Annotated in this window: 18 protein-coding genes; 7 read left to right on the forward strand and 11 right to left on the reverse strand. The window is 58.6% G+C overall.

From position 1 onward, the window contains the following. Position 1: 1 nt before the first annotated feature. From HDF10_RS05810 to HDF10_RS05820, 3 genes are all read right to left on the reverse strand, one after another. Positions 2–1,726 (reverse strand): nitrite/sulfite reductase, encoded by a 1,725-nt coding sequence (locus HDF10_RS05810; protein ID WP_183811290.1) that lies wholly within the window; start codon positions 1,724–1,726, stop codon positions 2–4. Positions 1,727–1,976: 250 nt separating this feature from the next. After that, on the reverse strand, positions 1,977–2,651 hold the full coding sequence (gene phoU / locus HDF10_RS05815) for a phosphate signaling complex protein PhoU (RefSeq protein ID WP_183811292.1): 675 nt from the start codon (positions 2,649–2,651) through the stop codon (positions 1,977–1,979). Positions 2,652–2,768: 117 nt separating this feature from the next. Next, positions 2,769–6,920 (reverse strand): sodium:solute symporter family transporter, encoded by a 4,152-nt coding sequence (locus HDF10_RS05820; RefSeq protein WP_183811637.1) that lies wholly within the window; start codon positions 6,918–6,920, stop codon positions 2,769–2,771. A 122-nt stretch (positions 6,921–7,042) separates the two neighbouring features. On the opposite strand from HDF10_RS05820, the gene HDF10_RS05825 reads away from it, so the two are divergent. Next, positions 7,043–7,963, forward strand: a complete 921-nt coding sequence (locus tag HDF10_RS05825) for an N-acetylglucosamine kinase (RefSeq protein WP_183811294.1) — start codon at positions 7,043–7,045, stop codon at positions 7,961–7,963. Positions 7,964–7,987: 24 nt separating this feature from the next. On the opposite strand, the gene HDF10_RS05830 is transcribed toward HDF10_RS05825, so the two are convergent. After that, the gene (locus tag HDF10_RS05830; RefSeq protein ID WP_183811296.1) at positions 7,988–9,328 is read right to left on the reverse strand and encodes an Hsp70 family protein; all 1,341 of its coding nucleotides are present in this window, start codon (positions 9,326–9,328) and stop codon (positions 7,988–7,990) included. A 55-nt stretch (positions 9,329–9,383) separates the two neighbouring features. Continuing rightward, complete coding sequence (locus HDF10_RS05835; protein WP_311732672.1) at positions 9,384–11,573, reverse strand: beta-N-acetylhexosaminidase; 2,190 nt, start codon at positions 11,571–11,573, stop codon at positions 9,384–9,386. Positions 11,574–11,845: 272 nt separating this feature from the next. On the opposite strand from HDF10_RS05835, the gene HDF10_RS05840 reads away from it, so the two are divergent. Next, positions 11,846–13,681 (forward strand): hypothetical protein, encoded by a 1,836-nt coding sequence (locus HDF10_RS05840; RefSeq protein ID WP_183811301.1) that lies wholly within the window; start codon positions 11,846–11,848, stop codon positions 13,679–13,681. A 495-nt stretch (positions 13,682–14,176) separates the two neighbouring features. On the opposite strand, the gene msrB is transcribed toward HDF10_RS05840, so the two are convergent. After that, the gene (msrB, locus tag HDF10_RS05845) at positions 14,177–14,740 is read right to left on the reverse strand and encodes a peptide-methionine (R)-S-oxide reductase MsrB (protein WP_260177626.1); all 564 of its coding nucleotides are present in this window, start codon (positions 14,738–14,740) and stop codon (positions 14,177–14,179) included. 195 nt (positions 14,741–14,935) lie between these two features. On the opposite strand from msrB, the gene uxaC reads away from it, so the two are divergent. The 4 genes from uxaC to HDF10_RS05865 all read left to right on the forward strand — a co-directional run bounded on the left by uxaC (position 14,936) and on the right by HDF10_RS05865 (position 19,319). Continuing rightward, the gene (uxaC, locus tag HDF10_RS05850; RefSeq protein ID WP_183811305.1) at positions 14,936–16,354 is read left to right on the forward strand and encodes a glucuronate isomerase; all 1,419 of its coding nucleotides are present in this window, start codon (positions 14,936–14,938) and stop codon (positions 16,352–16,354) included. A gap of 368 nt (positions 16,355–16,722) precedes the next feature. After that, entirely contained in the window at positions 16,723–17,958 is a 1,236-nt protein-coding gene (locus HDF10_RS05855) for a nickel-dependent putative hexonate epimerase (RefSeq protein ID WP_260177627.1), read from the forward strand. A 44-nt stretch (positions 17,959–18,002) separates the two neighbouring features. Then, positions 18,003–18,503, forward strand: coding sequence for a gluconokinase (locus tag HDF10_RS05860; RefSeq protein WP_183811308.1), 501 nt, complete (start codon positions 18,003–18,005; stop codon positions 18,501–18,503). A gap of 39 nt (positions 18,504–18,542) precedes the next feature. Continuing rightward, the gene (locus HDF10_RS05865) at positions 18,543–19,319 is read left to right on the forward strand and encodes an SDR family NAD(P)-dependent oxidoreductase (protein WP_183811310.1); all 777 of its coding nucleotides are present in this window, start codon (positions 18,543–18,545) and stop codon (positions 19,317–19,319) included. Positions 19,320–19,864: 545 nt separating this feature from the next. Here HDF10_RS05865 and HDF10_RS05870 read toward each other — a convergent pair. The 5 genes from HDF10_RS05870 to larE form a co-directional block, all read right to left on the reverse strand. Further along, entirely contained in the window at positions 19,865–20,113 is a 249-nt protein-coding gene (locus tag HDF10_RS05870) for a hypothetical protein (protein ID WP_183811312.1), read from the reverse strand. 59 nt (positions 20,114–20,172) lie between these two features. After that, positions 20,173–20,934, reverse strand: a complete 762-nt coding sequence (larB, locus tag HDF10_RS05875; protein WP_183811314.1) for a nickel pincer cofactor biosynthesis protein LarB — start codon at positions 20,932–20,934, stop codon at positions 20,173–20,175. A 450-nt stretch (positions 20,935–21,384) separates the two neighbouring features. Next, positions 21,385–22,398, reverse strand: a complete 1,014-nt coding sequence (locus HDF10_RS05880; protein ID WP_183811316.1) for an aldo/keto reductase — start codon at positions 22,396–22,398, stop codon at positions 21,385–21,387. A gap of 68 nt (positions 22,399–22,466) precedes the next feature. Continuing rightward, the gene (larC, locus tag HDF10_RS05885; RefSeq protein WP_183811318.1) at positions 22,467–23,846 is read right to left on the reverse strand and encodes a nickel pincer cofactor biosynthesis protein LarC; all 1,380 of its coding nucleotides are present in this window, start codon (positions 23,844–23,846) and stop codon (positions 22,467–22,469) included. A gap of 46 nt (positions 23,847–23,892) precedes the next feature. Continuing rightward, a complete protein-coding gene (gene larE / locus HDF10_RS05890) occupies positions 23,893–24,726 on the reverse strand; it encodes an ATP-dependent sacrificial sulfur transferase LarE (protein WP_183811320.1) in 834 nt (277 codons plus the stop codon). A gap of 195 nt (positions 24,727–24,921) precedes the next feature. On the opposite strand from larE, the gene HDF10_RS21340 reads away from it, so the two are divergent. Then, positions 24,922–25,290, forward strand: coding sequence for a nuclear transport factor 2 family protein (locus HDF10_RS21340; RefSeq protein WP_406705766.1), 369 nt, complete (start codon positions 24,922–24,924; stop codon positions 25,288–25,290). Positions 25,291–25,339 lie beyond the last annotated feature (49 nt).

Below are 25,339 nucleotides of genomic sequence, written 5' to 3' on the forward strand. Positions count from 1 at the left end.
GTTACTCTCCCGGCGCGTGGCGGCCGGCGCCGACCGGTGGAGCATCGCGTTCCACAGGATCGATCACCGTACCAGCAAGCTGGGCCCGCAGGCTATCGTCATCAGTGCGCGCAAAGTAAGCTCGCAGATCTTCTTCCGGCTCACGAGCCTCAAGATACCTCCGCAACAACCGCTCAATAGCATCCGGAACATCGTCCGCCGCCGCACGATAGCCCAATGGTCGAGCGGTCCGAGCGAACTTACCCACCGCTCCTCCCACGCAAAAATAGAAGGCGTCCACCAATCTCCCGTCCTTCTTGATCTTCTTGCCCTCAAGCCCAATGTCAGCGATCCAGTGCTGTCCGCAGCTGTTGGTGCAGCCTGTAACGTGAAGCTTGATCTGCTGGTCGAAGCCTGGCAGGCGCTCTTCCATCTCACTGACCAGCCACTTCGAAAAGCCCTTTGTCTCTGCAATCGCCAGCTTGCAAAATTCCGTACCGGTGCACGCGATCGCTCCCCGCCAGAAGGCTGAAACATCCACATGCAACTCCATTCCATTCAGCGCCAACACCAGATCGGTCGTCTTCTCGTTCGGCACATTGACGATCAGGATATTCTGCATAATCGTCGTGCGAAGTTCTCCGCCTGCATACTGGTCTGCCAACTCCGCCAGTTGGTGGAGTTGCTCCCCTGAGAGGCGGCCACGCAGCACGCTGGCGCCCACCGACGACAACCCAGCCTGACGCTGTGGCGCGACGCCAATATGATCACGATAAACATCATCGGGAATCACATCCTCGGTGACCGGGCTCGGATCCAGCTTGTAACCCAGCTTGGCCTCTAAGGCCTCCAGAAAAGACTCCGCAGTCCAGCCATGTCGCATAAATAGATACTTGATTCGAGCGCGAGTGCGGTTCTCTCGTAGCTCCTGTTGTTCGCGAAATATCTCGGCCGTAGCATGCACAGCCGCATACGCCTGATCCTGCCTAATAAACGCAGGGATACGCACCGCAAGGTGAGGTTCCGTCGACAGACCGCCACCCACCCGCAACGTATAGCCAACCTCTTCCTTGCCGTCGATCGTACGTCTGATGGCCGTCAGCGCAACATCGTTGATCTCCGGGTACGAGCACCACAGCGGGCAACCGGTGACGGAGATCTTGAACTTGCGTGGCAGGTTATAGAACTCGGGATTGGCCGTGAGTTTGTGCGCAATCTCCACAGCCAGCGGCGAAGCGTCGACAAGCTCGTGTCCATCTATTCCAGCCAGCGGGCAGCCCGTCACGTTGCGGACAACATCACCACACGCGCCCTTTGGGCTGAGCCCCACCGCAGTGAGCGCATCCACCACCTCAGGCAATGCCTCAATGGTCAGCCAGTGCAGCTGTATATTTTGCCGCGTCGTAATATCAGCGAGATTCCGAGCATACCTCTTCGTGAGATCCGCAATGACCCGCAACTGTGCGCTGGTAAGAATCCCGTTCGGCAGGCCGATACGCATCATGAAGTACTCGGTCGCCTTCCCCTCGCCGCCGACACCTCCTGTGGCTCCCACACCATCGCCCTGGGTATAGATCCCCCACCACTTGAAGTAGAGGCCGGCCCACTCCGGAAGAACCGATTCGCGGCCCTCCTTAGCAAACTGACGAACCTCCTCCCACGCCTCCCACGGATTCTTCGCCAGCTTCAAGCGTTCAGACTTTTGTGCTTTGGTCTCTTTAAGAACGGGTGTGGCTGGTGTGCTCATGAGGAGTATCCTTTTGTGTGTGGCAGAAACAAGAAGGCCCACCGTATTCAGTGGGCGCTGGTGGCTTTGCTAAGAAAAAGGAGACTTATCGGGTAAGTCTACAACTCAGGCAAAGGCAACGGCGCACGCAGTCGTGACAACACGTGCGACAAGCCATTGGCGTAAGCTGAGTCGAACTCACCATAAATCTAAGCTTAGTTGTCCCAGGACCACACGTCAAGGCCCCTCCGTCTGTCAGCGCACTCATGACTCAATCCGCCTCTGCGAGGGAGAGCTTGTGCCGAACATCCGAACCGCGAACCCAGAAGATGACATCTTCGGCGATATTGGTGGCGTGGTCCGCCGCCCGCTCCAGGTTCCGCGAGATGATGATCGCATTCAACGCCTGCCCACTTACCACCGGATGCTGTTGCATCACCTCAATCAACTCATTCTGCACATCGCGGTTCATATCGTCGATCTCATCGTCCATCGCAAGCACGGACTCCGCCAGCTTCGCGTCCGCCTCCAGCAACGACTGAATCGCCCGGCGGATCATCACCCCAACCTTCTCGCCCATATCCGGTATATCGATCGGCAGAGAGATCTTCGGAGAATCATGCAGGTACTGGGTACGCGAAGCGATGTTGGTCGCCTGGTCTCCAATGCGTTCCAGATCGCCGTTGATCTTAATCACGGACAGAATGAAACGAAGATCGATAGCCATCGGCTGCTCTTTGGCCAGCAGGTCATACGCCATCTCGTCTACGTCACGTTCCGCCGCGTTGATCGCAGCCTCGATCTCCTTAACGTGGTCGCAAAGACTCAGATCCCCAGTCAGATACGCCTCGAGCGACAACGAAAGAGCCTGCTGTGACAGAGCTGCCATGGCAAGAAGCTTATCTTTGAGAGCGACCAGTTGCTGTTGAAAGTTGATACGGGGCATTCAGGAGACCTTCGATCTGGGAGCGTTCCACTATTGTGACGTAAATAAGGCGAAGAGACCAAGGAATATTATGACTTCCGGCTCCACGCATGGTACACAATTCGTGTCACAAGCGGGTTACTTGTAAAGCAGGTAGTTCTCGCGTCGGCGCTCAAAAGTAGCCAGGTCCGTCGCCCAGCCGGCTGCGATCTTACGGGGATCGTCAAGGTTGGTCAGCGCCTGCATCGTATCCACATTCGTCACCAGGTACGCAGCCTTTGCCAGCTGAAACTCCGGATAGAGATGGTGCAACGCGCTGAGCAGCTCGATCCCCATCTCAGGAGAGTTGAAAACAACTCGGTCCGTCACGGTAAAAGCAATCCCAGGGATCGCCTTCCCATGAGAGGGATAGTGATTGGAGTCCTCTGCAACCGCATAGTTAGTCGGTGCGAAGCTCACTCCAGGAATCTTTCGCGCGGTCAGGTAGGCCGCCAGCTCTGGCGCATTGATGTAGGGCGCGCCAATATGCTCATAAGGTTTGTCTGTGCCGCGGCCGACAGAGATATTCGTCATCTCAGCCAGGCCCACAGCGGGATAGAGCGTAGCCGCCGTCGGAGTCCGCAGGTTCGGGCTCGGATTTGTCCACTTCAATCCCGTCTCATCAAAGTACTGTACGCGAGACCAGTTCTGCATCGGCACCACAACCAGCTGCGCGTGAATGGGAATCAGAATGTTCGGCGAAGTCGGACCGGGAACCCGCCGTTCGCTGTTGAAGTAGAGAGCAAGCTCCCCGAGAGTCATGCCGTTGCGAACAGGCATCGGCATGTAGTTGTTATAGGACTCGGCCCCTGCATCAGACACCGGCCCCTGCACCGCCACACCGCCGTTTGGGTTCGGACGATCGAGCAGGATAATCTCAATATGAGCCTGCGCCGCCGCCTCGAGAAAGTATCCAACCAGCGCCTCATACGTGTAGAACCGAACCCCCACATCCTGCAGATCAATCACCACAGCATCAAGATTCTTCAGAGACTCGAGGCCGGGATGGCGCTGCTCAGGCTTCGCGCCATACAGACTCAGTATCGGAAGTCCGGTCGCTGGATCTACATCATTGCCGATCTTCACAGTATCTTTGGTCCCAAGAAGACCATGCTCCGGAGAGAACAACGTCTTCAGCTCAACCTCCGGCAGGCTGTGCTGCAAGATGTCGATCGTCCGTCTGCCTTCGCGATCAAGCCCAGTCTGGTTCGTTAGCAACCCCAGCCTCAGGCGATTGCCGTGACGTTTCGCAGCCTCCGCCAGAGCCTCGAAGTGAGTAGCCTCAAGCACGTCCAATCCCGTGAGCGTCTGAGCACCAGCAATGGTCGTTGAATGCTCCACGCCAACCCGCATCGCACGAGCCGCAGCAGAGGCCACCTGTCCCCGCAACACTGAGATAGGGGGCGCTCCACGCGGATGAATCGCATTCGACAAAATAATGACGAAGCTATCGCGCTCCGGATCCATCCACAGGGATGTCCCAGTAAATCCCGTATGCCCGAAGCTCCCAATCGGAAAGACCTCGCCGCGCGGCCGTGAAAACGCCGAGTTGATATCCCAGCCAAATCCCCGCACCGCAACGCCCGTCGTCGTCTTTCCATCTGGAGTAAAGATCGTTGCGCCAGTCACCGCAGTAGACGGCTGCTCCCGCTCCGTCATCAGCTTTAGCGTTGCTTGGGTCAAGGGAAAGTTACTCGGCCTACCCGCAAGCCGATCCAACAGCCCCTGGGCAAACAACGCAACATCCGCAGCCGTAGAAAACACTCCAGCATGTCCCGCAACTCCGCCCATCCGCCGAGTCGTCGGATCATGCACCGTCCCACGCAGCATCCGGCCAAAGTCAGGATTCGTAGCCGCCGTACCCTGATCGTCATAAGCGGTTGGCGCAATCTGAGGATCGAGTGCGAACGGGATCCACTTAGGAGGCGGGCACGAATAATCAGATATAGTCACCGCAGTCTGTCCATTTCCCGGTGCACTCTTGGTGAAGTTCGGCCTACCAACAATCGCTGATCCGGCTGCCTCAAACGATCCGCAAGCCTCAGCGAACGGCAGATATCGCGTATGCGTCATCCCCAGTGGTCCCAAAATATGCTCCTGTGCATACTCTTCAAGCGGCTGCCCACTGATCTTCTCCACCAGCGCCCCTAACGTGATGAAGTTAATATCCGAATACTTGAAGTGCGTTCCCGGCACACTCTCGAGCGTCGCATTCATCGCGCGCCTAATCCCCTCCGCTTTATCCGGAGCAGCCAGCCCCCACGCATCCTTTAGGTCAATATCCTCCGGCAAACCCGAGTAGTGCGTCAGCAGCTCACGAATCGTAACCGCCTGCTTCCCGTTCACGGCAAACTCCGGCAGATACTTCGCCACCGGATCGTCGAACTGAAGCTTATGCGCCTCATAAAGCTGCATCACCGCGGTAGCCGTAACCAGACACTTCGTCAGCGAAGCCATATCGAAGACCGTATCTTCCGTCATCGGCTCCAAAGCAGGCTCAAGCTCACGATTCCCATACGCCTTTTCAAACACCGTTCGTCCATCATGGTTGATGAGCACCACCGCACCCGGTACCTTCTTCGCGCTGATCGCCTCATCCACAAGCGTCGAAACCGCGCTGAAGTCGTAGCCCTTATGCGCTTCTACCTGAGCTTCTTCCGCAGCCCCTCGCGATGGAAGCAGAAAGGGAAGCGAGAGCGCGATCACAATCCCAGCCACCTTAGCCGCAGATCGTTGCGGCTTCCGCGTCGTGCCATCCCCGCGAAACAGCAAGCTACCAACCGACCCAATCACGAACGTAACGATCGAACCAATCAGCACATACCAGGTGAACGCGATGTGCGGAATCGTAACTGGCCCAACCTTGATCACACCCGGCGAGAGCCACAGCAAAAGATTCAGCCCAAACCCGCACATCATCCCCAGAATCGCTCCCGTCTGCGTCGCATATCGAGTCAGCGTCCCCAGCAAAAACACACCCAGCAAAGCCCCGTAGGCCACCGAAGCAATCGACAACCCCACCTCCACCACGTGTCCCTTTCCGCCAGCAAACACGCTATACACTGCCACCCCAAACAGCACCAGCGCCCAAACGACTGTGCTCGAGCGCGAGATCATCATCCGTTCGCGGTCATCCGCCTCCGGCCGCCAATGCATATAGAAGTCCACCACCGTCGTCGAAGAAAGCGAGTTCAACGCCGCGCTCAAATTCGACATCGCCGCCGCAAGAATCGCCGCCACCAGCAGCCCCGCAATCCCGATCGGCATCTCTCGCACAATGAACGTCGGGAAGATCCGATCAGCCGACGCGAACACCGCTGGATGCAGCCCATAGAAGACATACAACCCCACACCGATCAGCAGAAACAGCGTGAACTGCAAAAAAATCACCGCACCACTGGCCAGCAGCGCCAGCCGCGACTCCCGCAGACTCCGCGCCGCTAACATCCGTTGCACCATCAACTGATCCGTGCCATGCGACGCCATGGTCAGGAAGGTTCCCCCCAGCACACCCGCCCAGAACGTATAGCTCTGCGTCAGGTTCAGCGCAAAATGAAACAGCCGAAACTTACCCGCCGCCGCCGCGACGTCGTGTATCTGCGACCACCCCCCGGGCACATGCGTCCCCAGCGTAAAGATCGCAACCATCGTCCCGCCAATGTAGATCACCATCTGCACCACATCGGTCCATATCACCGCCGCCATCCCGCCCTCGAACGTATACAGCAGCGTAAGCGCCGAGATAATCCCAATCGACAGCACATCCCGCGTCCCAATCGCGATCCCCACCACGATGCTCACCGCGAACACCCGCACTCCCTCCGCCGCCGCGCGAGTCAGCAGGAACAATCCCGCAGTCACCTTGTGCAACGTATGTCCAAAGCGCTGATCGATCAGCTGATACGCAGTCAACATTCGCCCCTCAAAATATTTGGGCAGAAAGATCAACGCCACCACCACACGGCCCAGCATGTACCCGATCACAATCTGCAGAAACCCGAAGTCCCCCGCAAACGCCACACCCGGAATGCTGATGATCGTCAGTGTGCTCGTCTCCGCAGAGACGATCGACAGCGCAATCGCCCACCAGGGAATCGTCTGGTCAGCCAGAAAATAACTGCGCAGCGATCTCGCATTCGGATCTTTCCCGCTCCGAAACCGCAAGCCGAAGAGAGTAATACCGATCAGATAAACGACGATCAGACCAAGATCGAAGGGATGAAGACGCGTTGGAGTTACGGCAGCATACATTCGTGCCAGTGTATAGCGATAGCCCGCTTGCACGCAGCAGACCGCTCCCATCAAACGCGCCGAACGAAGGTTGCACCCACAGAGGGTTCCGCGCCCCTGCGCCTGACATATCATTTCAAGCTATGGCTCTGTTTCTCGCAATCGACGCAGGTGGTACGAAGACACGTTGTCTCCTGGCAGATGAAACGACGATCTTGGGCCGCGCCGTCACCGGAAGCGTAGAGCTCATGCGTGTCAGCGAAGCGGAGGCCTCCTCGCACCTTCGGGCGATGCTGGCAGAGGTCTCTCAAGTGGCCAACGTAAGCCTCGGCGAGCTCTCACAAACCTGCGTCGGACTCGCCGGTCTATCCATCGACGCCGTTCGCGAGTGGGCCGAGCGCGAGATCGGAGCCGTCATTGGAGGGGATCTGCACCTCCTAAGCGAGGACGAGATCGCCCTCGAAGGCGCATTCTACGGCGGCCCCGGCGTCCTCATCATCGCCGGCACAGGCTCGAACATCATCGGCCGTGCCGCCGACGGAGCCATGTATCAGGCTGGCGGCTGGGGCCCGGCTCTGGGCGACGAAGGCTCCGGCTTTTGGATCGCGCAGGAGGCTCTACGCGCCGGTTTCTGGGCCAAAGATCGCGGTGTCGCAACTACCTTACTCGCCGAGATCGGAGAATTCTGGGGACTCAAATCTCTCGGCGAAATCGTCGAGAGGGCCAACGCCCGCCCCGGTCCAGACCTCCCAGCGCTCGTCCCCGTCATCGTGCGATGTGCAGAGGCTGGCGACGAACTCGCCATCGCGGTCCTCGAGCGCGCAGGCGTAGAGCTTGCCGAGCAGGTAGCTCTCGTCGCCTTGAAGATGAAGGAGTCCGGCGGCAGGCGCAAGATCGACGCGGCCTGCACTGGAAGTATCCTCGAGCACATCTCGCTGGTTCGCAGCGCAATGGTAGCCGCTCTCAAGACCTCCTCCCCCGGCGTCAAAGTCCTGGACGGGGTTGTCGATTCTTTGGAAGGCGCGCTCTGGCGGGCAAGGGAAGCAGTCAAGGCAGTCTCGTAACGTCTCGCCTCAAGCTCGGCGATCCTAGTGGCTTCTTACTCGAACCTCTTCGGCTCGCAGTGCAAGCCCCCGCGCAACTGACGTAAATTCGTTGCCTGTACGCACTCGCGATGCACCGAACCGGGATTCGAAGATGCGACGCACCGCAGGAACAAAGCTGGTTCCTCCAGTCAAAAACACTCGGTCAACCTCTCCCGCAGGAATGTTGCTTGTAGCAAGCAGAGTATCGACGCACCGCTCAATCGACTGCAACTCGTCCGCGATCCACCCTTCAAACTCCTTGCGCTCAACCGTCGCGACAAGATCCATACTGCCATCGCGAAAGTGAAACTCGGCAGACTCGTGATGCGACAGCTCAACCTTCAAACGTTGGACAGCCTGATGTAGCTGGTATCCAAGGTCCTCTTCGATCAAGTTGATGAGCGCTTCGATCTTCTCCGGCTCCTGCGCACGCGCCCGTGCGCTCTTCAGAATCTCCGCGACATTTCGCGTCTTCAGAAACGAGAGGTAGTGCCAGCGCTCCAGGTTGGCATAGATCCACGCCGGAGCCGCCGGGATGATGCTCGCCGGACGGTCCGGAGCCTGCGCATAAGACCGTTCCAGGCTGTCAGATCCCAGCGCCGGAGACACCAGCTTACGAACGATTCGCGCATCGAAGCTGTCACCCGCCAACCCGAGCCCGCTGTTACCCAGTAGATCCTTCGCCGTTCGACCTCGCGCGCGAACGCCGGGACCAACATGCAGCAACGAGAAGTCGCTCGTGCCGCCGCCGAAGTCCCCAATCAAAATCAGTTCGTCGTGATCCAGCGTGGACTCGTACGCGTAGGCCGCCGCAATCGGCTCCATCTCAAACTCGACCGACTCGAAACCAGCATGAACGAACGCCTGTTGCAGCCGCTGCACAGCAAAGTCATCATCTTCAACACTCTCGGCACCAACAAAGCGCACCGGCCGCCCCACCGTGGCATGGCGCACTGGACGGCCTAACTGCCGCTCGGCAGATAATCTCAGATCGGTGAGGATGCGAGCGATCAGGTCTTCAATGGTGTAACGCCGTCCAAACACTTCAGTCCCAGTCAACGTCCGGCTGGTGAGATAGGACTTGAGCGACTGAATCAGCCGGCCCTTATGTTCGGCACGAAGATAGTGCTCGATCGCCTGCGGCCCAGTGAATCCTTTAATCTGCGTGCGACTCGCATGCCTATGCAGCTCCAGATACAGCACGGAGCGGAATGACTCCGTCGTCGCCGCACCCGCAGGAAAGGAGACTAATTCCACTTCGCTCTTGCGGCAAAACGCGATGGAGCTGTTCGTAGTGCCGAAATCAATTCCGAGTGAGAGGCCGATGGAGTCCGTCGAAAGCATGGTCTTTTAGATTGCCAGATTCCGCGACCTGAGCGCCACTCATCTCCCGAAAGAGTTATTTCGCAGCAGGGGCCGGAGGCGGTATGCCCAGGTCTGCAGCAGGCGGAAGCGTGTGAGTATCCGACCACTGACGCTGCGCGCTCCTGACTCTGTCGCTGCGACCCTCCCAGATTCCAACCATGTAGTCGTAGTGTTCCAGCACAGGCCGGAGCGCGTACGCGCGATTCGACCGGTACCACGCCTGCTCATACAGATCACGCAGTAGGGAATAGGCGTCAATGAAATCCTGAATTCGACCGTTCACGCCATTAATATCCGACAGTTCACGGCTCACGCTCATGCGCTGCTTCTTATCCGTCGTGTTCTGCATCGCGTAGGCGCGCTGATAACCCTGCGCAATCTCCTCGGACAGCTGAAACTTCAACCCGATCAGATCCATGCGCCGAGCGCCGAGCTCAAGCGCGTCGATCGCTGCAGTCTCTCGAAGCGTTGTAGGCGCACTCGGATAAGAGTCCGCAGGATCATAAGCCTTGGCCCCCGTCGAGGCGGCTTGCGGCGCAGGCGCAGCAGCCCTTGCCTGTGCAATCAGAGTCAGAGCGCGCTCCGCATGTAGCCGCAGCTCATGCGCATACGGAAGCACCTGCGCCCCAATCCGCAACCCATCCTTCGACATCGGGTCCAGCCAGAAGATGCTGTTGGTTCCATCCCCCTCCTTCGCCTGTTCCTTCAGTACAGAGTGCGCCAGCATCATCTCCTTCTGCGCCTCATTCAGATCCCCCGTCGCGTCTCCATGAAACACCTGCCCGTAAGCGTTCTGGAACTCTGGAATGGAAGACTCGCCCTTCTGCCAGGCCGCCGCTGCACCAAACAGAATCCCATACCAATCCTGATTGAAGAGCCCTTCCCCGTCATCATTCCAGATCGTATTCAGCTGTCCCGTAGACCCCAGCCGCTGCCCGTCGGCCGTAAACCGCTGAATATTCTCCAGCGCATAGTTGTTGTTCGGATAGACCTTCCTGAAGTTGTTCACGCTCGGAGCCACCCACGTCTCCATCCCCGCATTCGTAAACGGCGTCAGAAACCGGTCATATCCACGAGGTTCGGGGTTATAAACCCACGCAACCGCAATCGTGGAATCCTTGAACGACTGCGGCAGATCCTTCAGCAAGTCCGGCGAATCCTGCGCGATATCCCCCCAAAACAGGAACCTTCGATTGAGCGGCTTCAACTCCGTCACAATCCGCTGCAAAAAATCCAAATAGACCGCTCCAAGCCCTCGGGTATCCACATCAGCCTTGGTCTGCCCCAGTCCCAGGTCCACCGTCTCATCCGCGCCAATATGCAAAAACGGCCCAGGATAAAGCGCCGCCAACTCCGTAAACATCTGCTTGATCAGCGCAATCGACCCCGGCTGCCCCGGCGCCAGCACCGCGCCATGCGGAGTCTCCGCCAGCGGCTGATACTGCTCCCACGCCAAATTATGGTGCAGATGCCCAAACGCCTCCTGCTCCGGCACCACATCAATGTGATACAGCCGCGCATACTCCACCAGCTCCCGAGCCTCCTCCGCAGAAACACTTCCCCCCGGCGGAGCCATCAGCGGATTCGAAGCATACTGCTGCGTATGCTCAAAATACGGCGAGTACAAGTTGACCTTATAAGCCGCCAGCGTCCGAATCAGGTGCTTCTGAAACTCCAGCGTCGTCACCGGCCCCCGCGACAGATCGTCATCCAGCCCGCGATACTTCATCGCCGGCCAGTCCCTCACGCTGGCCCAATGCAGCACCGCCTTCCCCCCATCCCCCTCGATCAGCTGCTTAACCGTCTGCGCCCCATAAAACACCCCCGCCGCTGAATCCCCAACCACGGCCAGCGTGTTCCCAGTCTTCGTAATCACATAGCCTTCAGCCTTCATCTCGTCGGTAAACTTCACCTCCGGATGAGCACTCGTCCGCGCCAGCTCAATCGCAACCGCCCCCGCCGATCCCACAATGCCGCGCTCCTTCAGCGACGCAGCCAAATCGTCCGCCGCAAAGCGGTCCTCCACAGCACAAGGAGCCACGCAAAAGATACCCACCCCATGCGTCAGCGCCTCATCCCCCGCCGCATGTATCTCGCGCGGCATCGGGATCAACTTAATAGCAGACGGAGCAGACCCATTAATTGAAGACTGAGCCGAAGCGACAGAAGCAAAGAGGCCAAATCCCACCAGGAGAGCGCCAACACGGTAACAGGACATGAACATAACGGTAAATCAGTTCTGCAACCCAAGGGGTTACTCAATTCAGTCAGCAAAAATCAAAAAAATACCAAAGTTCATGAAATATCCACAGTGAAACGTATTTTCTCGGTGAATACCGCACAAATTATTCCTCTGTTCACACGAGTTTGTGAGCATAACTCAAAGAGCAAAGGAAGAAAGTTGGAGTGGGCCTACAAGCCCCGCACCCTTTCTTGTTGTCCTTATGCCTTTTCATACTTTTGCGAGGTTCCATGACGAAGCAACTACGAGCGACTATGGCAGCGATATTGGTTATCAGTTCAATATCTCTCCAGGCGCAAACCAGCACGGCAACGAAAAAGACGACCAGCAAGGCGCCAGTTCACAAGAAGGCGCCAGTCGAGAGCCCGTTGGCACGCCAGATCCGCGAGCTGCGCGAGCAGATGCTGAGCCAACAGGCCCAGATCGATGCTCTTAAACAGCAGAATGCCGACAAGGACGCGAAGCTTGCGGCCGCTCAGCAGTCCGCTCAGGATGCACAGACAGCAGCTGCCAATGCATCGGCCAAGGCTGACAGCCTCACCGCAACGGTTTCGACCAATACCGATGCCGTCTCCAGCCTGAACAGCACCGTGACAGACCTCAAGACCACCAACGTCGGCCTCGCCCAGACCATCAGCGACACCAAGAAGACCATCTCGGACGAACTCGAGTCGCCTCTGGCCATTCACTACAAGGGTGTCGCCATCACTCCCGTTGCCTTCTTCGCGGCTGAATCCGTCTATCGTCAGCGTTCGCTCAACTCCGACGTCAACACGCCATTCAACGCCACCCCCTATCCTGGCGCAGCTCAGTCCAACACCAGCGAATTCAACTTCTCTGGCCGTCAGAGCCGCATCGGCGCACTCTTTGTCGCCAACCCCGGCCCCTTCAAGCTCTCCGGCTACGTCGAAGCTGACTTCCTCTCCGCCGGCGCCACCAGCAACGACAACCAGAGCAACAGCTATACGCTCCGTCAGCGTCAGATCTGGGGTCAGGCTGCCACCAACAAAGGCTTCACGGTAACCGGCGGTCAGATGTGGTCCCTCGTCACCGAAACCAAGAAGAGCACCGACAACCGCACGGAAAATCTCCCAATGACCATCGACGCTCAGTACCAGGTCGGTTTCAGCTGGGAGCGTCAGCCGGGAGTCCGGTTCCAGCAGAAGATCGGTGGCTTCACCGGTGCAATCGCGGTCGAACAGGCTGAGTACGTCTACTCCGCGTCCAACGCCAACAACAACTTCTTCATCGGTAACGCAGGTACCGGCGGCGGTCTCTATAACCTGACCGCCAACTACTCCAACAACATCGCTCCTGACGTCATCGTCAAGTTCACCTACGATGCCAAGGTTGGTCACTTCGAAGCCGGCGGTCTGGCTCGCTGGTTCCGTGATCGTTACTACCCCAACCAGACCCTCACCGTCCCATCGGCTGCTGGTGCGGCCAACAACACCAAGGTCGGCGGCGGCTTCTTCGCCAACGCCCGCGTTCCCGTCACCCACTATGCAGACTTCGGCGTCCACTTCCTCGGTGGCACCGGCGTAGGCCGTTACGGCACCTCCACCCTTCCGGATATCACCGTTCATCCGGACGGAACTCTCGAGCCCATCAAGAACTACCAGGCTCTCGGTTCGCTTGAGCTTCACCCCACCAAGAAGCTCGACGTATTCGGCTACTTCGGTGGCGAGTACGCACAGCGCACCATCTACCTCAGCACCCTCGGCTCCTCCGCCGGCAAGCAGATCGGCTACGCGCCAACCAACGCAGTTGACTCAGGTTGCGGCACCGAAGGCCTGCCCACTGCCACCACGACGAACCCGTTCGCTGGTTCTGCCCCCTATAACCCAGCAGGCGCCGGAAGCTGCGCTGGTGCAACCCGCGCCGTGTTCGAAGGAACGGCAGGATTCACCTACCGCGTCTACACCAACCCCAAGTACGGACGCCTCCAGTACCAGATGCAGTACAGCTATCTCACGCGCGATGCGTGGTCTGGTATCACAAGCGCCGCCGGTGCAGCCACCACAACCTACGGCAGCCCCAAGGCGACCAACAACATGGTCTTCACCAGCATGCGTTACTACCTCCCGTAGTAGCCTCTGCAACACAGAGAAAAAGGCATCCTTCGGGATGCCTTTTTCTCTGTCTCTAAATCGGTTCCCCTGCAACGGGGGGAATTTGTAATTCCGATAGTCCGAACTCTTGACATCGAGTCTTTGTAACTCAAGGTAGTGCCTCAATTTGAAATTGTCCGGCTAAAACCAGTGGTCGTGCATACGATGTAGGAATTCAGCCGTAATGGGATAACCAGACGCAGAGCCAATCACTGAGTCCACGGGGCATTTTGGACATAGGGCGGTCTGGCCATCATCGATCCATTCAACGATGTCTGATGGTGGGAAGATGGCAAGGCAATAAAAGCAGCCGCAAAGACTGCTCTTTTCCAATTCGCTTCGATGCTTGATGCAGTGTTTGTGGGCGAGAACGTGGTCTTGGCTCATCCTGTTAGTTAGTCTATCCCGTCAGAGCCGCGATTTTTCGTAACTCCAAACACGGTCAGAGATGCCAGCGATAGGCTCGATCGCAGCCTAAGCCTTCGCAAACTTCATCGAAGCCGAGTTCATGCAATACCGAAGCCCCGTCGGCGCCGGCCCATCATCAAAGACATGCCCGAGATGCCCCTCGCACCGCACGCACTTGACCTCGGTGCGCTCCACCCCCAGCGAACGATCTGCGACCTCGGCGACATTCTCGTTCGCAATCGGCGCCCAGAAGCTCGGCCAGCCGGTACCCGATTCGAACTTCGTCTGCGAGTCGAACAACGCCGTATCGCAGCCGACGCAGCGAAAGACACCCCTGCCATGCTCGTTCAGGCTCACGCCCGAATAGGGCATCTCGGTATCCGCCTCTCTCGAGATCTCAAACGAGTTTTTGCCCAGCTGTTGAAGCCACTCTCCATCGGTCTTTACGATCTTTTGAACCGTCTGCTTCCCCAGGCTCTTCCCGTCATTGCTGAAGTTGACGATGGTGACCTCACCCGGTGTCCCGTGAATCGTCACGCTGGCCTCGACCCCAGGGGCTCTCCGCATCACCAGCACAGCATAAGAGGCCGCAACCGCAGCCCCGCCAGTTACAAACACCCGTCTCGTCATCTTTCTTGACCGGTCGTCCCGGCTCACATCCGAATCAAACATAAGGAAACCCCAGGCTTCTACTATGCGACTGCAGCCATCGAAAAAGGTTACAGCCGACCGATTCCTACCTTTTGTTCGAGGTACGGCTGAATCTTTGGTACGCTTCATGGTGCAGGCATTTCACGCAGGCATCCATTGCAGAGGTGATGAAGGATGATTCTCGACCCGAACAGGCTCTTTCCCGCTGAAAGCGACGCGCGGTCAATCTCCGCAAGACTCTATGAGACAGTACGGGACCTGCCCATCCTCTCGCCCCATGGGCACACCGATCCGCGCTGGTTCGCCGAGAACGAAGCCTTCGCCAATCCCACAGCCCTCTTCATCCAGCCTGACCACTACATCTTTCGCATGCTCTACTCGCAGGGAATCTCGCTCGAGTCGCTTGGTATCCCGCCGCTCGGCATCCCTCCACTCGACGGCGCCGCCGCACCCGTCGACCCGAAAGAGGTCTGGCGCCTCTTCGCAAAGAACTACTATCTCTTTCGCGGCACCCCCACCCGCCTCTGGCTCGACTACTCCTTCGAGAACCAGTTCGGCCTGACCAAACGCCTCAGCCCGGAGAACGCAGACGAGTACTACGAGATCATCGCGCAGAAGCTCGAAACCTCACAGTTCCGCCCCCGCTCACTCTACGAGCAATTCAACATCGAAGTCCTCTCCACCACCGACACCCCCCTCGACACCCTCGAATACCACAAAGCCATCCGGGAGTCGGGCTGGAAGGGTCGCATCCTGCCCACCTTTCGTCCAGATTCCGTCATCGACGCCGACCAAACCGGCTTCCTCGCGAACATCCTCAAGCTCGGTGAGATCACCGGAGAAAACACCACGACCTGGGATGGTTATCTCAACGCACTTCGCAACCGCCGCGCTTTCTTCAAGTCCATGGGGGCTACCGCAACCGATCACGGCCACCCCACCGCCTTCACCGCCGACCTGGACCCCGACACCGCCGCCTCCCTCTTTGGTCGAATCATCTCCGGCCGCTCCGTCCCTCAGGAGCAGGAGTACTTCCGTGCCCAGATGCTCACCGAGATGGCCGGCATGAGCGTCGAAGACGGACTCACCATGCAGCTCCACCCCGGCTCGGTCCGCAACCACAACCGCCAGCTCCACGAGAGATTCGGCCGCGACAAGGGCGCCGACATCCCCTCCCAGACCGAGTACGTCCGCGCCCTCCAGCCTCTCCTCAACCGCTACGGAAACGACCAGCGGCTCACCTTCATCCTCTTCACCCTCGACGAGTCCACCTTCTCGCGCGAACTGGCTCCTCTGGCCGGTCACTATCCAGCGCTCAAACTCGGCCCGCCCTGGTGGTTCCACGACTCCCCCGAAGGCATGATGCGCTTCCGCGAGCAGGCCACCGAAACCGCCGGCTTCTACAACACCGTCGGCTTCAACGACGACACCCGCGCCCTCCTCTCCATCCCCTCGCGCCACGACGTAGCCCGCCGCATCGACTGCGCCTTCCTCGGCCGCCTCGTAGTTGAACATCGCCTCGACGAAGACGAGGCCTTCGAAGTCATTCAGGACCTCACCGTAAACCTCGTCAGGAAGGCCTACAAGCTCTAAAACTCACGAGAAGAAGAAGGAGGAAATAACCAAGCCGCAAATCCGGGTAGCTCTGACCAACCGATGAAAAAATAGTTCAAAATCGTGGCGCATTTTTTGCGGCCCAAATCAACGCTGTTTTTTCTCCACGTTAGCCACGCAACGCACCACGTTCTCACCAGCAAAACACCACCACAAACTCACCCATTTCGGCAACCTCCTGCGAAAAACCCAGCAAAAAGCCACAAAAGCACCTCCTCAAACCGTCCAGATTTTTTTCGTGCAAACAGCATTTTTCAATCTGCTACCCTAGCCCGTCCAAATCTTTACCGGGAGTAAGATCAAAGCCCATGAGCCTCTTTTTCGCCGCTGGCAGCGAGACAACGGAGATGTCACCGACAGAAGTGCAGGCAAACCTCTTCCAGGCCCTGGACAAACTCGGCCAGCGCAACAAAGTCCTAGTAATTCCGCCCGATTTCACGCGAATGCACTCTCAAAGCGGCGTCCTGACTGAACTTGCGTGGCGATACTACAAAGACAAACTCACCGACATTCTCCCCGCCCTCGGCACGCACAGGCCAATGACGGACCAGGAGATTGCAACCATGTACGGCGCAACTCCGCGAACCCTCTTCCGCAACCACGACTGGCGCAACGATGTCGTCACTCTCGGAGAAGTGCCCAGCGATTTCATGTACGAAGTCAGCGAAGGAAAGCTCGACTACACCTGGCCCGCGCAAGTAAACAAACTACTGCGTGACGGTGGCCACGATCTCATCCTCTCTATAGGCCAGGTCGTTCCTCACGAAGTGGTCGGTATGGCGAACTACAACAAGAACGTTTTTATTGGCACAGGCGGCGCCATTGGAATCCACCGTAGCCACTTCCTGGGCGCAGTGTACGGAATGGAGCGCATGATGGGCCGCGCCGATACTCCAGTTCGGCGCGTGCTGAACTACGCGAGCGAACACTTCGCCAGCCACATGCCGATCGTCTATGTGCAGACGGTGGTAGCCAAAAACGCTGAGGGAAAGCTGGTCATTCGCGGCCTCTACGTTGGCGATGATGCAGAGTGTTTCGAACTTGCCGCAGCTCTCAGTCTCAAGGTCAACTTCAAGATGATGGATCGAGAGATTAAGAAGGCGGTTGTTTTCCTCGATCCGCACGAGTTCAAAAGCACATGGCTGGGAAACAAGAGCGTCTATCGCACCCGCATGGCGCTTGCGGACAACGCAGAACTGATCGTCCTCGCTCCTGGCGTCCACGAATTCGGCGAAGATGCAGCCATCGATACCTTGATCCGAAAGTACGGCTACTGTGGCACTCCCAGTACCCTCGAAGCTGTCAAAGAAGATCCGCAGCTTGCAGGAAATTTGAGTGCCGCCGCCCACCTCATCCATGGGTCTAGTGAGGGGCGCTTTACGATTCGCTACTGCCCGGGGCACCTGACTCGGGAGGAGATCGAAGGCGTGCACTTCGAGTATGGCGATCTGGCGGAGATGACCTCGAAGTACAATCCTGCCTCGCTGGCAGATGGTTGGAACGTGGTGGATGGGGAAGAGATCTTCTACATCTCCAATCCTGGTCTTGGACTCTGGGCCTATCGGCGTCGCTTCGAGAGCTAGTTGCGGGTTGTGGTTCGTGGCAGTCGGTTGAGAGGGTTTGCTGGATGATTGTGGTGTTGATGGGCGTGAGCGGATCGGGCAAGACGACTATTGGGACACTGCTGGCTGAGCGCGTGGGAGCGGTGTTTGCCGATGGCGATGATTACCATCCTCTGGCGAACAAGGAGAAGATGGCTGCTGGACATCCGCTCGATGATCGGGATCGACAGCCTTGGCTTGAGGTGCTGAACCGGCTGCTTAGGGACTGGTTTGCTGCGGGGAAGAGCGGCGTCCTGGCGTGCTCGGCGCTGAAGGCTAGTTATCGAGCGACGTTGCAGGCGGGAATGCCGAAGGGCGCGGTAAGCTTCGTGTTACTGGAGGCGCCTAAGGAGATGCTTGCGGCTCGTCTTGCGGAGCGGAAGCATGAGTATATGAACCCTGGATTGCTGGATAGTCAGCTTGCGACGCTCGAGATGCCGAGCGAGGCTGTTCGGGTCGGGAACGATCGATCGCCGGATGAGGTCGTGAGCCAGATTCTGGCGCAGATTCCGTCGAGTGACCGTTGATTTTGACGGGATTTTTGAGACAAAGAGAGGACGTTTTCTATGGGGCATCCGTTGTTTGATTTGAGTGGTAAGTCGGCTGTGGTGGTAGGAGGGACGTCGGGCATCGGGTTGGCGATGGCGGTTGGTCTGGCGGAGGCGGGCGCTGATGTGGTGGCGAGTTCGCGGCGCCTGGAGCAGGTGGATGAGGCGGCGAAGGAGATCGAGGCGACGGGGCGGAGGTCGCTGCGGCTGACCTCGGATGTGGCGGACCGGGCGAGCCTGCAGGCGCTGCTGGATGGGACGGTGAAGGCGTTCGGCAAGGTCGATATCCTGATCAACTGCGCGGGGAAGATCAAGCGGGAGCCTACGTTGACCGTCACAGAGGAGACCTGGAACGGCATCATGGATACGAACGTGACCGGAACGCTGCGGGCCTGCCAGATCTTCGGCAAGCATATGCTCGAGCGCAACTACGGACGCATCCTCAACATCGCCTCCTTGAATACGTTTGTGAGCCTGAAGGAGGTCACGGCTTATGCGGCCAGCAAGGCAGCGGTTGGAGCGTTGACCAAGTCGCTGGCGGTGGAGTGGAGCGCGCAGGGTGTGACAGTGAATGCGATTGCTCCGGGCGTCTTTCGCACGGCATTGAACCAGAAGCTGCTGGACGAGAGCGATCGGGGCAAAGAGTTGTTGATGCGGACTCCCATGGGGCGCTTCGGCAAGACCTCTGAACTGGTTGGTGCGGCGATCTTTCTTGCGAGCGATGCCTCGGCGTTTGTTACGGGCGAGATTCTTGTGGTGGATGGTGGCTTCCTTGCTAGTGGCGTGAATCAGTAAAGGCTGTTTGACCGCTGTTCGATGGCGAAGAGAAGCTAGCAGGTCCTCTATGTTTTCGGTTGTACCCCCTCCCCCTTCCCCCCTTGGGGTATTTGTACGCAAGTTGTTTGTTTATATTGCTTTACGGGGATACCATCTCTGTAAAGCATTCATTCCAAATTAGTTGCGCCTAAAGTACTTGAAATGTGTGACTTCGGTGGCGTTTTCCTGCTTTAAGCGAGGAAGCTGCGGAGAGATCTCCGCAGCTTCGTTCTTATTCAGTATATCGGTTTGGGGATAACTGATACGCCAGCGGTATGTTGTTGTTATTGTTTTAGTTAGCTGGGTTTGGGGCTTGACATGTTTTTGGGTGGCTAAAGACCCATGTCCTGCCGGACGGGCCTCCTGCGCGGAGGGCGGTCACTTCGTGACTTGTAGACCCCTTCGGTTGGCGCTAGGAAGATGATTCCGGCCGTCGGGAGGACCACGCGAAGCTTTAAAAAGGCGTGCGAACGCCCGCCTTCCGCGCAGGAGGCTCGTCCGGCAGGACATAGTCTTTCAGGGGTTTATCGGACGGATTTGGTTACGTGGCTGTTGTTGGGCTGGTGGTGGGTGGGAAGTATCCAGGGGTAGAGCACAGCGAGGTTGGGTGGGACGATGGTGAGGAAGAGCAGGAAGAGACCGACGACCTCAGGGATGTGAAGCATGTTGCGGCTGTCGAGAAACAGTCCCAGGCAGATCAGTCCTACAATCGTCACGCAGATGACTGTGCGTGCAAGGGTCTTTGCCCAGGGTTTGTCGTCATTAGGAAGCATTGTGGGACCGCCTTTCGTCACGCTTTGATAGCGAATTTGCTAGCAATCTGCCGTTCCGTTCAGCTACGACGGACGGAGGCACGTGCGATTAATACGGCAGTGTAGGCTGCGCCGAAGCCGTTGTCTATATTTACTACGGTAACGTTTGGGGAACAGGAGTTTAGCATTCCCAAAAGTGCTGCGGCGCCGTCAAAACTGGCTCCGTAACCGACCGAGGTGGGGACGGCGATGACGGGAACTCCGACCAATCCGCCTACGACCGAGGGGAGAGCGCCCTCCATTCCGGCACAGACGATCACGACGTCTGACTGTGTAAGTTGGTCGCGGACGGAGAGGAGGCGGTGAAGGCCGGCTACGCCTACATCGTAGAGGCGGGTCACTTTGGAGTTGAAGAGCTCGGCGGTGACGGCGGCCTCTTCGGCGATGGGCTGGTCGCTGGTGCCGGCGCTGAGGATGGCGATGTGGCCCCTGGGGTCCTCCGGCGGGGATTGCTTGAGGGTGATGGCGCGCGCGGAGGAGTGGTGGATGGCTTTGGGGTGGGCGGCGAGAACCATGGCGGCAGTGGCTTCGTCGGCGCGGGTGGCGAGGACGTCGGTGCCGGCGGCGGCCATGCGGGTGAAGATCTCGGTGGTCTGTTGGGGGGATTTTCCCTGGGCGTAGATGACCTCGGGGAGGCCGGTGCGGAGGGTGCGGTGGTGGTCGATGCGGGCGTGGCCGATGTCCTCGTAGGGCATATCGGCGAGGCGCTGGGAGGCGGCGGCGGGGGTGATGGTCCCGGTTTGGACGGCGGCGAGGAGTTCGAGGAGGGTGGTGGGATTCATCTGTGTTGCTTGAGCTTTCGTCGAGTGGGTAAGACTACGGTTCGCTTCGCGAATGCCCACATCTCAAAGTCGAGATATGGGGCACCCGGTGTTTCGTGGACGAAGGAGGAACGGGGGCAAAGACAGAATACAGGGATCTTGACGGATACCGCAGAATGCATCGGTTCGCTGCAACTGAGAGATGTGGCCGCAATCCTCTGCGCGGTTCACGGTGAGACTGTGAACCGCTTCGGTCGAGATGACGATCGTTGTGATCACTTTCGTGGTTGTTTCATGGTTGTTCGATGGTGTTTTTGTGGTCACTTGATGGTGCCTTGCAGTCAGTTGATGGGGCACCCAGCGGAGATGACGTCAATGATGATGAGGTGATTGTTGGGAACGCAGATCCCCTTCGGGGATGACAACAAGAAAATCAAAATGAAACAGCAGAAAAGCAAGAGGCTGCTGCTGCTACCCCAGCCACTTGGGGTTTGCCGCGGTGCCGTCGAAGTGGTTGGTGGTTTTGAAGAGTTCGAACTTGCCTTCGCTGGCGGCGGTGGCGGTGCGTGCAAGCAGAGAGGCGATCTGGGTCTGGTCGAGAGGCTTGAAGGTGCGTGTGGCTTCGAAGGCCTGGTCGAGAGTTTGCGTGTTGTCGATGCCGGTGATGATGACCGAGACCGGCTGGGTGAGGCCGTAGTGGAGGGCTTCGATGGGTTGGACGGTGTTGCTTTTGAGGATGAAGGGATCGCCGAAGGTCTTCATGGCGAGGATGCCGATGCCTTGTTTGAGCGCGACGGGCATGACCTCTTTACCGAAGGAGCGGAAGTGTGCGTCCATGACGTTGATGGGCATCTGGACTGTGTCGAAGTGGAAGCTGTGGTTTTGTGCGATCTCGAGCATGCGGAGGTGGACGGCGGGATCTTTGTGGCCGGTGAAGCCGATGTATCGGATCTTTCCTGCGCTGCGGGCGGCGATGGCGGCTTCGATGGCTCCGCCTGGGGCGAAGATGCGGTCGGGGTCCTCCATGCGGATGACCTCGTGGAACTGGACGAGGTCGATCATGTCGGTCTGGAGGCGGCCGAGGGACTGCTCGAGTTGTTTGTTGTACTCGTCTGCGGTGCGGCCGTCCATTTTGGTCATGAGGAAGACCTTTTGACGGTAGCCATTGCGCAGGCCCTGGCCCATGCGGACCTCGGAGATGCCGTCGTTGTAGTCCCAGCAGTTGTCGAGGAAGGTGATGCCGCGGTCGATGCCGGCGTGGAGGAGCTGGATGCTTTCGGCGGAGTTTTTCTGTTTGCCGAGATGGTAGCCGCCCATGCCGATAGCGGAGACGCGCTCGCCGGTGGTGCCGAGTTCGCGATAGATCATGTCGGGGGATTCGGGGCGCTTGGTGGGCTGACTGGCGGGAGGGGTTTGCGGGTTGAGCGGGATGGCTGCGCTGATGCCGGTGGCGGTTGCGGTCTTGAGAAAGTCTCTGCGCTCCATGGTGTGCTCCTCGGTGAGAGTGACTTGTCGATTGGATGCAGTGTTGTGGGGTGAGGGCGTGGCGCGGATTATTTGAGGTAGGCTGCGATGGCTGCTTGTTGAACCAGCTTCAAAGGGACGTTGTGTTTTGTGGCGGCAGCACGACAGTCTTCAAACTCGGGGGCGATGTTGCACTGCTCGCCGTTGAGTGTGCCTATCTTGACGCGGATGTCGCCGTAGGGTGTGGTGACGGTGGCGTGGTGGCGGTCGACGCAGACGCGGGTGTCCTGACGGATGCGGAGGCCGAGGGTGCTGGTTTCGCGCAGGATGAGTTGCTGGAGGGCGGGGCTGTCGGATGGATTGCAGAGGATGGTGAGGAGGGTGCCGGGGCGGCCCTTTTTCATGATGACGGGAGTGAGCATGACGTCGAGTGCGCCTTGTGCGAGTGCGGTCTCGGAGACGTAGGCGAGGATCTGGGGGGAGAGGTCGTCGAGGGCGGTTTCGAGGACGGTGACGGTTTGTGAGTCGTGGGCGTGATGTTTGTTGGGCGAGTGTTTTGAGGATGTGGTGGAGATTGTGGAGTTGTCGGCTTCGCCGATGCTTAGGCGGAGGACGTTGGGGAAGTCCTTCGGGTTGCGGGTACCTGCGCCGTAGCCGATGTACTCGACTCGCATGGGTGGCTGCGGGCCGAAGGTGGGGGCTAGGGCGCGGAGGAGTGCGGCGCCGGTGGGGGTGACGAGCTCTTTTTCGAGGTGGGCAGAGTAGGTGGGGAGGCCGCGGAGGAGGTCGGCTGTGGCGGGGGCGGGGACGGGGAAGCGGCCGTGGGCGCAGTCGACTGTGCCGCCGCCGACGTTGAGGGGGGAGGAGAACCACTTGACTGGGCTTCCAGTTTCAATTCGTGCTTGATCTTCTATGGCGTGGATGCCAGCGGAGGCGGCGACGATATCGACGATGGCGTCGACTGCTCCTACTTCGTGGAAGTGAATTTTTTCTATGGGGACGTTGTGGATTTTGGCTTCGGAGGCGCCGAGGAGTTCGAAGGCGTGGATGGCGGTTTGTTTGACGGCGGGGGGGAGGGATGCGGCGGTGATGAGGTCGCGGATGACGGTGAGGGAGCGGCCGTGGGTGTGGTCGTGTTCGTGTGTGCGGCCGGTCTTGTGTTGGTGTTGGTGTTGGGTTTTGGGGTGGTGTTGGTGGATGTGGGTTTGTTCTTCTTGATGATGAGTTTGGTCAGGGATTTGTTGGTCGGGGATTTGATTGCTCTCGGCGAGGGTTGCGCCTTCGTAGACTTGGACCTTGGTGGAGGAGATGCCGCTGCGGTCTACCTTTTCGATTTTGAGGGTCGCGCTGAGGTTGAGGGCGGCTACGGCTTCGTGGAGGATGGAGGGATCGAGGCCGGCGTCGAGGAGGGCTCCGAGGAACATGTCGCCACTGATGCCGGCGAAGCAGTCTAGGTAGGCGATACGCATGGGGATGATTGTTTCATGTTCGGGGTTTATGTTCGAGGTTCGGCGTTTATCGGGCGGGAAGGATGGAGGTGGTGGCGAGGAGCGTGTCGTTCATGGATCCGGAGCGGTAGCCTTCGGTGTCGAGGGTGATGTAGAGGAAGCCGAGAGGCTTGATGGCGGCGGTGATGGCTTCGAGGGTTGGGAGGGTGAGGGCGCGGGCGAGATCGTCGCGGGCGATTTCGATGCGGGCGAGGTCGCCGTGGTGGCGGACGCGGACCTGGGGGAAGCCGAGGGCGTGGAGAGCGTCTTCGGCCTGCTCGACCTGGGAGAGATTTTCGCGGGTGACGGGGCGGCCGTACTCGATGCGTGAGGAGAGGCAGGCGCTGGCGGGCTTGTCCCAGAGGGTGAGGCCGGCTTGCTGGGCGAGGGTGCGGATCTCTTGCTTGGTGAGGCCAGCGGTGACGAGGGGGGCGACGGCATGGTGCTGGACGGCGGCTTGCTGGCCGGGGCGGAAGTCGGCACGGTCGTCGAGGTTCATGCCGTAGGCGATGTGGTCGAAGTTGCGGGCGGTGCGGGTCTGCTCCATTTGTTGGAAGAGCTCGTCTTTGCAGTGGAAGCAGCGGTGGGCGTCGTTGCGCTGGTAGTCGGGGTTTTCGAGCTCGTTGGTGCGGAGGATCTGGATGGGGATGTTGTGGTCGGCGGCGAAGGCGAGGGCGGCGGCGAGTTCGGCGCGGGGGAGGGAGGCGGAGTCGGCGATGACGGCCTGCATGTTGTCGCCGAGGGCCTGGTGGGCGGCGTAGGCGAGGAAGGCGGAGTCGGTGCCGCCGGAGTAGGCGACCAGGACGCTACCAAGCTGCTGGAGGGTCTCGTGGAGCTTTGCGGATTTGGCGGCGAGGTCCATCTGTCTTGATTGTAGGACAGGTTCGAAGTTGGAGTTGGCAGTGAAGTTATTTTGCAATTTTGAACTAGAACGGTTGTTGATCGTTTCTGCATTGGATGTAGACGCGATTTGTCGTCCTTTTCGCCACACGCTTCAGATAAGGTCGCTTGCCCGAAAACCAAGCTCATTGGTTCTCTGTGCCGCGTCTGAGATCATATGCGAGCGAGGAGAAGTCATGTCACGAGAACAGAAAGTCGCTGTGGTCGAAGCCTATTTGGATTGCTTTGCAACAAAGGACTTGTCCAGGTTTCCTTTGCTGAAGACGTAACATTTGAAGGGCCGCGCATGCCAAAATTGACGGGGCGTGCAAGCATACTCGGATTCCTTACGCAAATTCTCCCCGCGGTCAGGGGTATTCAGTTAAAGCAGCACATCGTCGAGGGAGATTACGTTGCAACCGTCTTCGACATGGAGACTGTTAGTGGAGTGGATCACGTTTTTGACCGAATTCACATCGTAGATGGACAGATTAAGGCGATACATGCGTTTTATTACCCGGAGCAACCGCCTGAGGGACAATCCTAGTCGGCGGACTCTGCTGTCAAAACCCAGTCATCGAAATCTGGAAACGCGC

This window comes from Tunturiibacter empetritectus, from assembly GCF_014201375.1.
Classification (GTDB): Bacteria; Acidobacteriota; Terriglobia; order Terriglobales; family Acidobacteriaceae; genus Edaphobacter; species Edaphobacter lichenicola_D.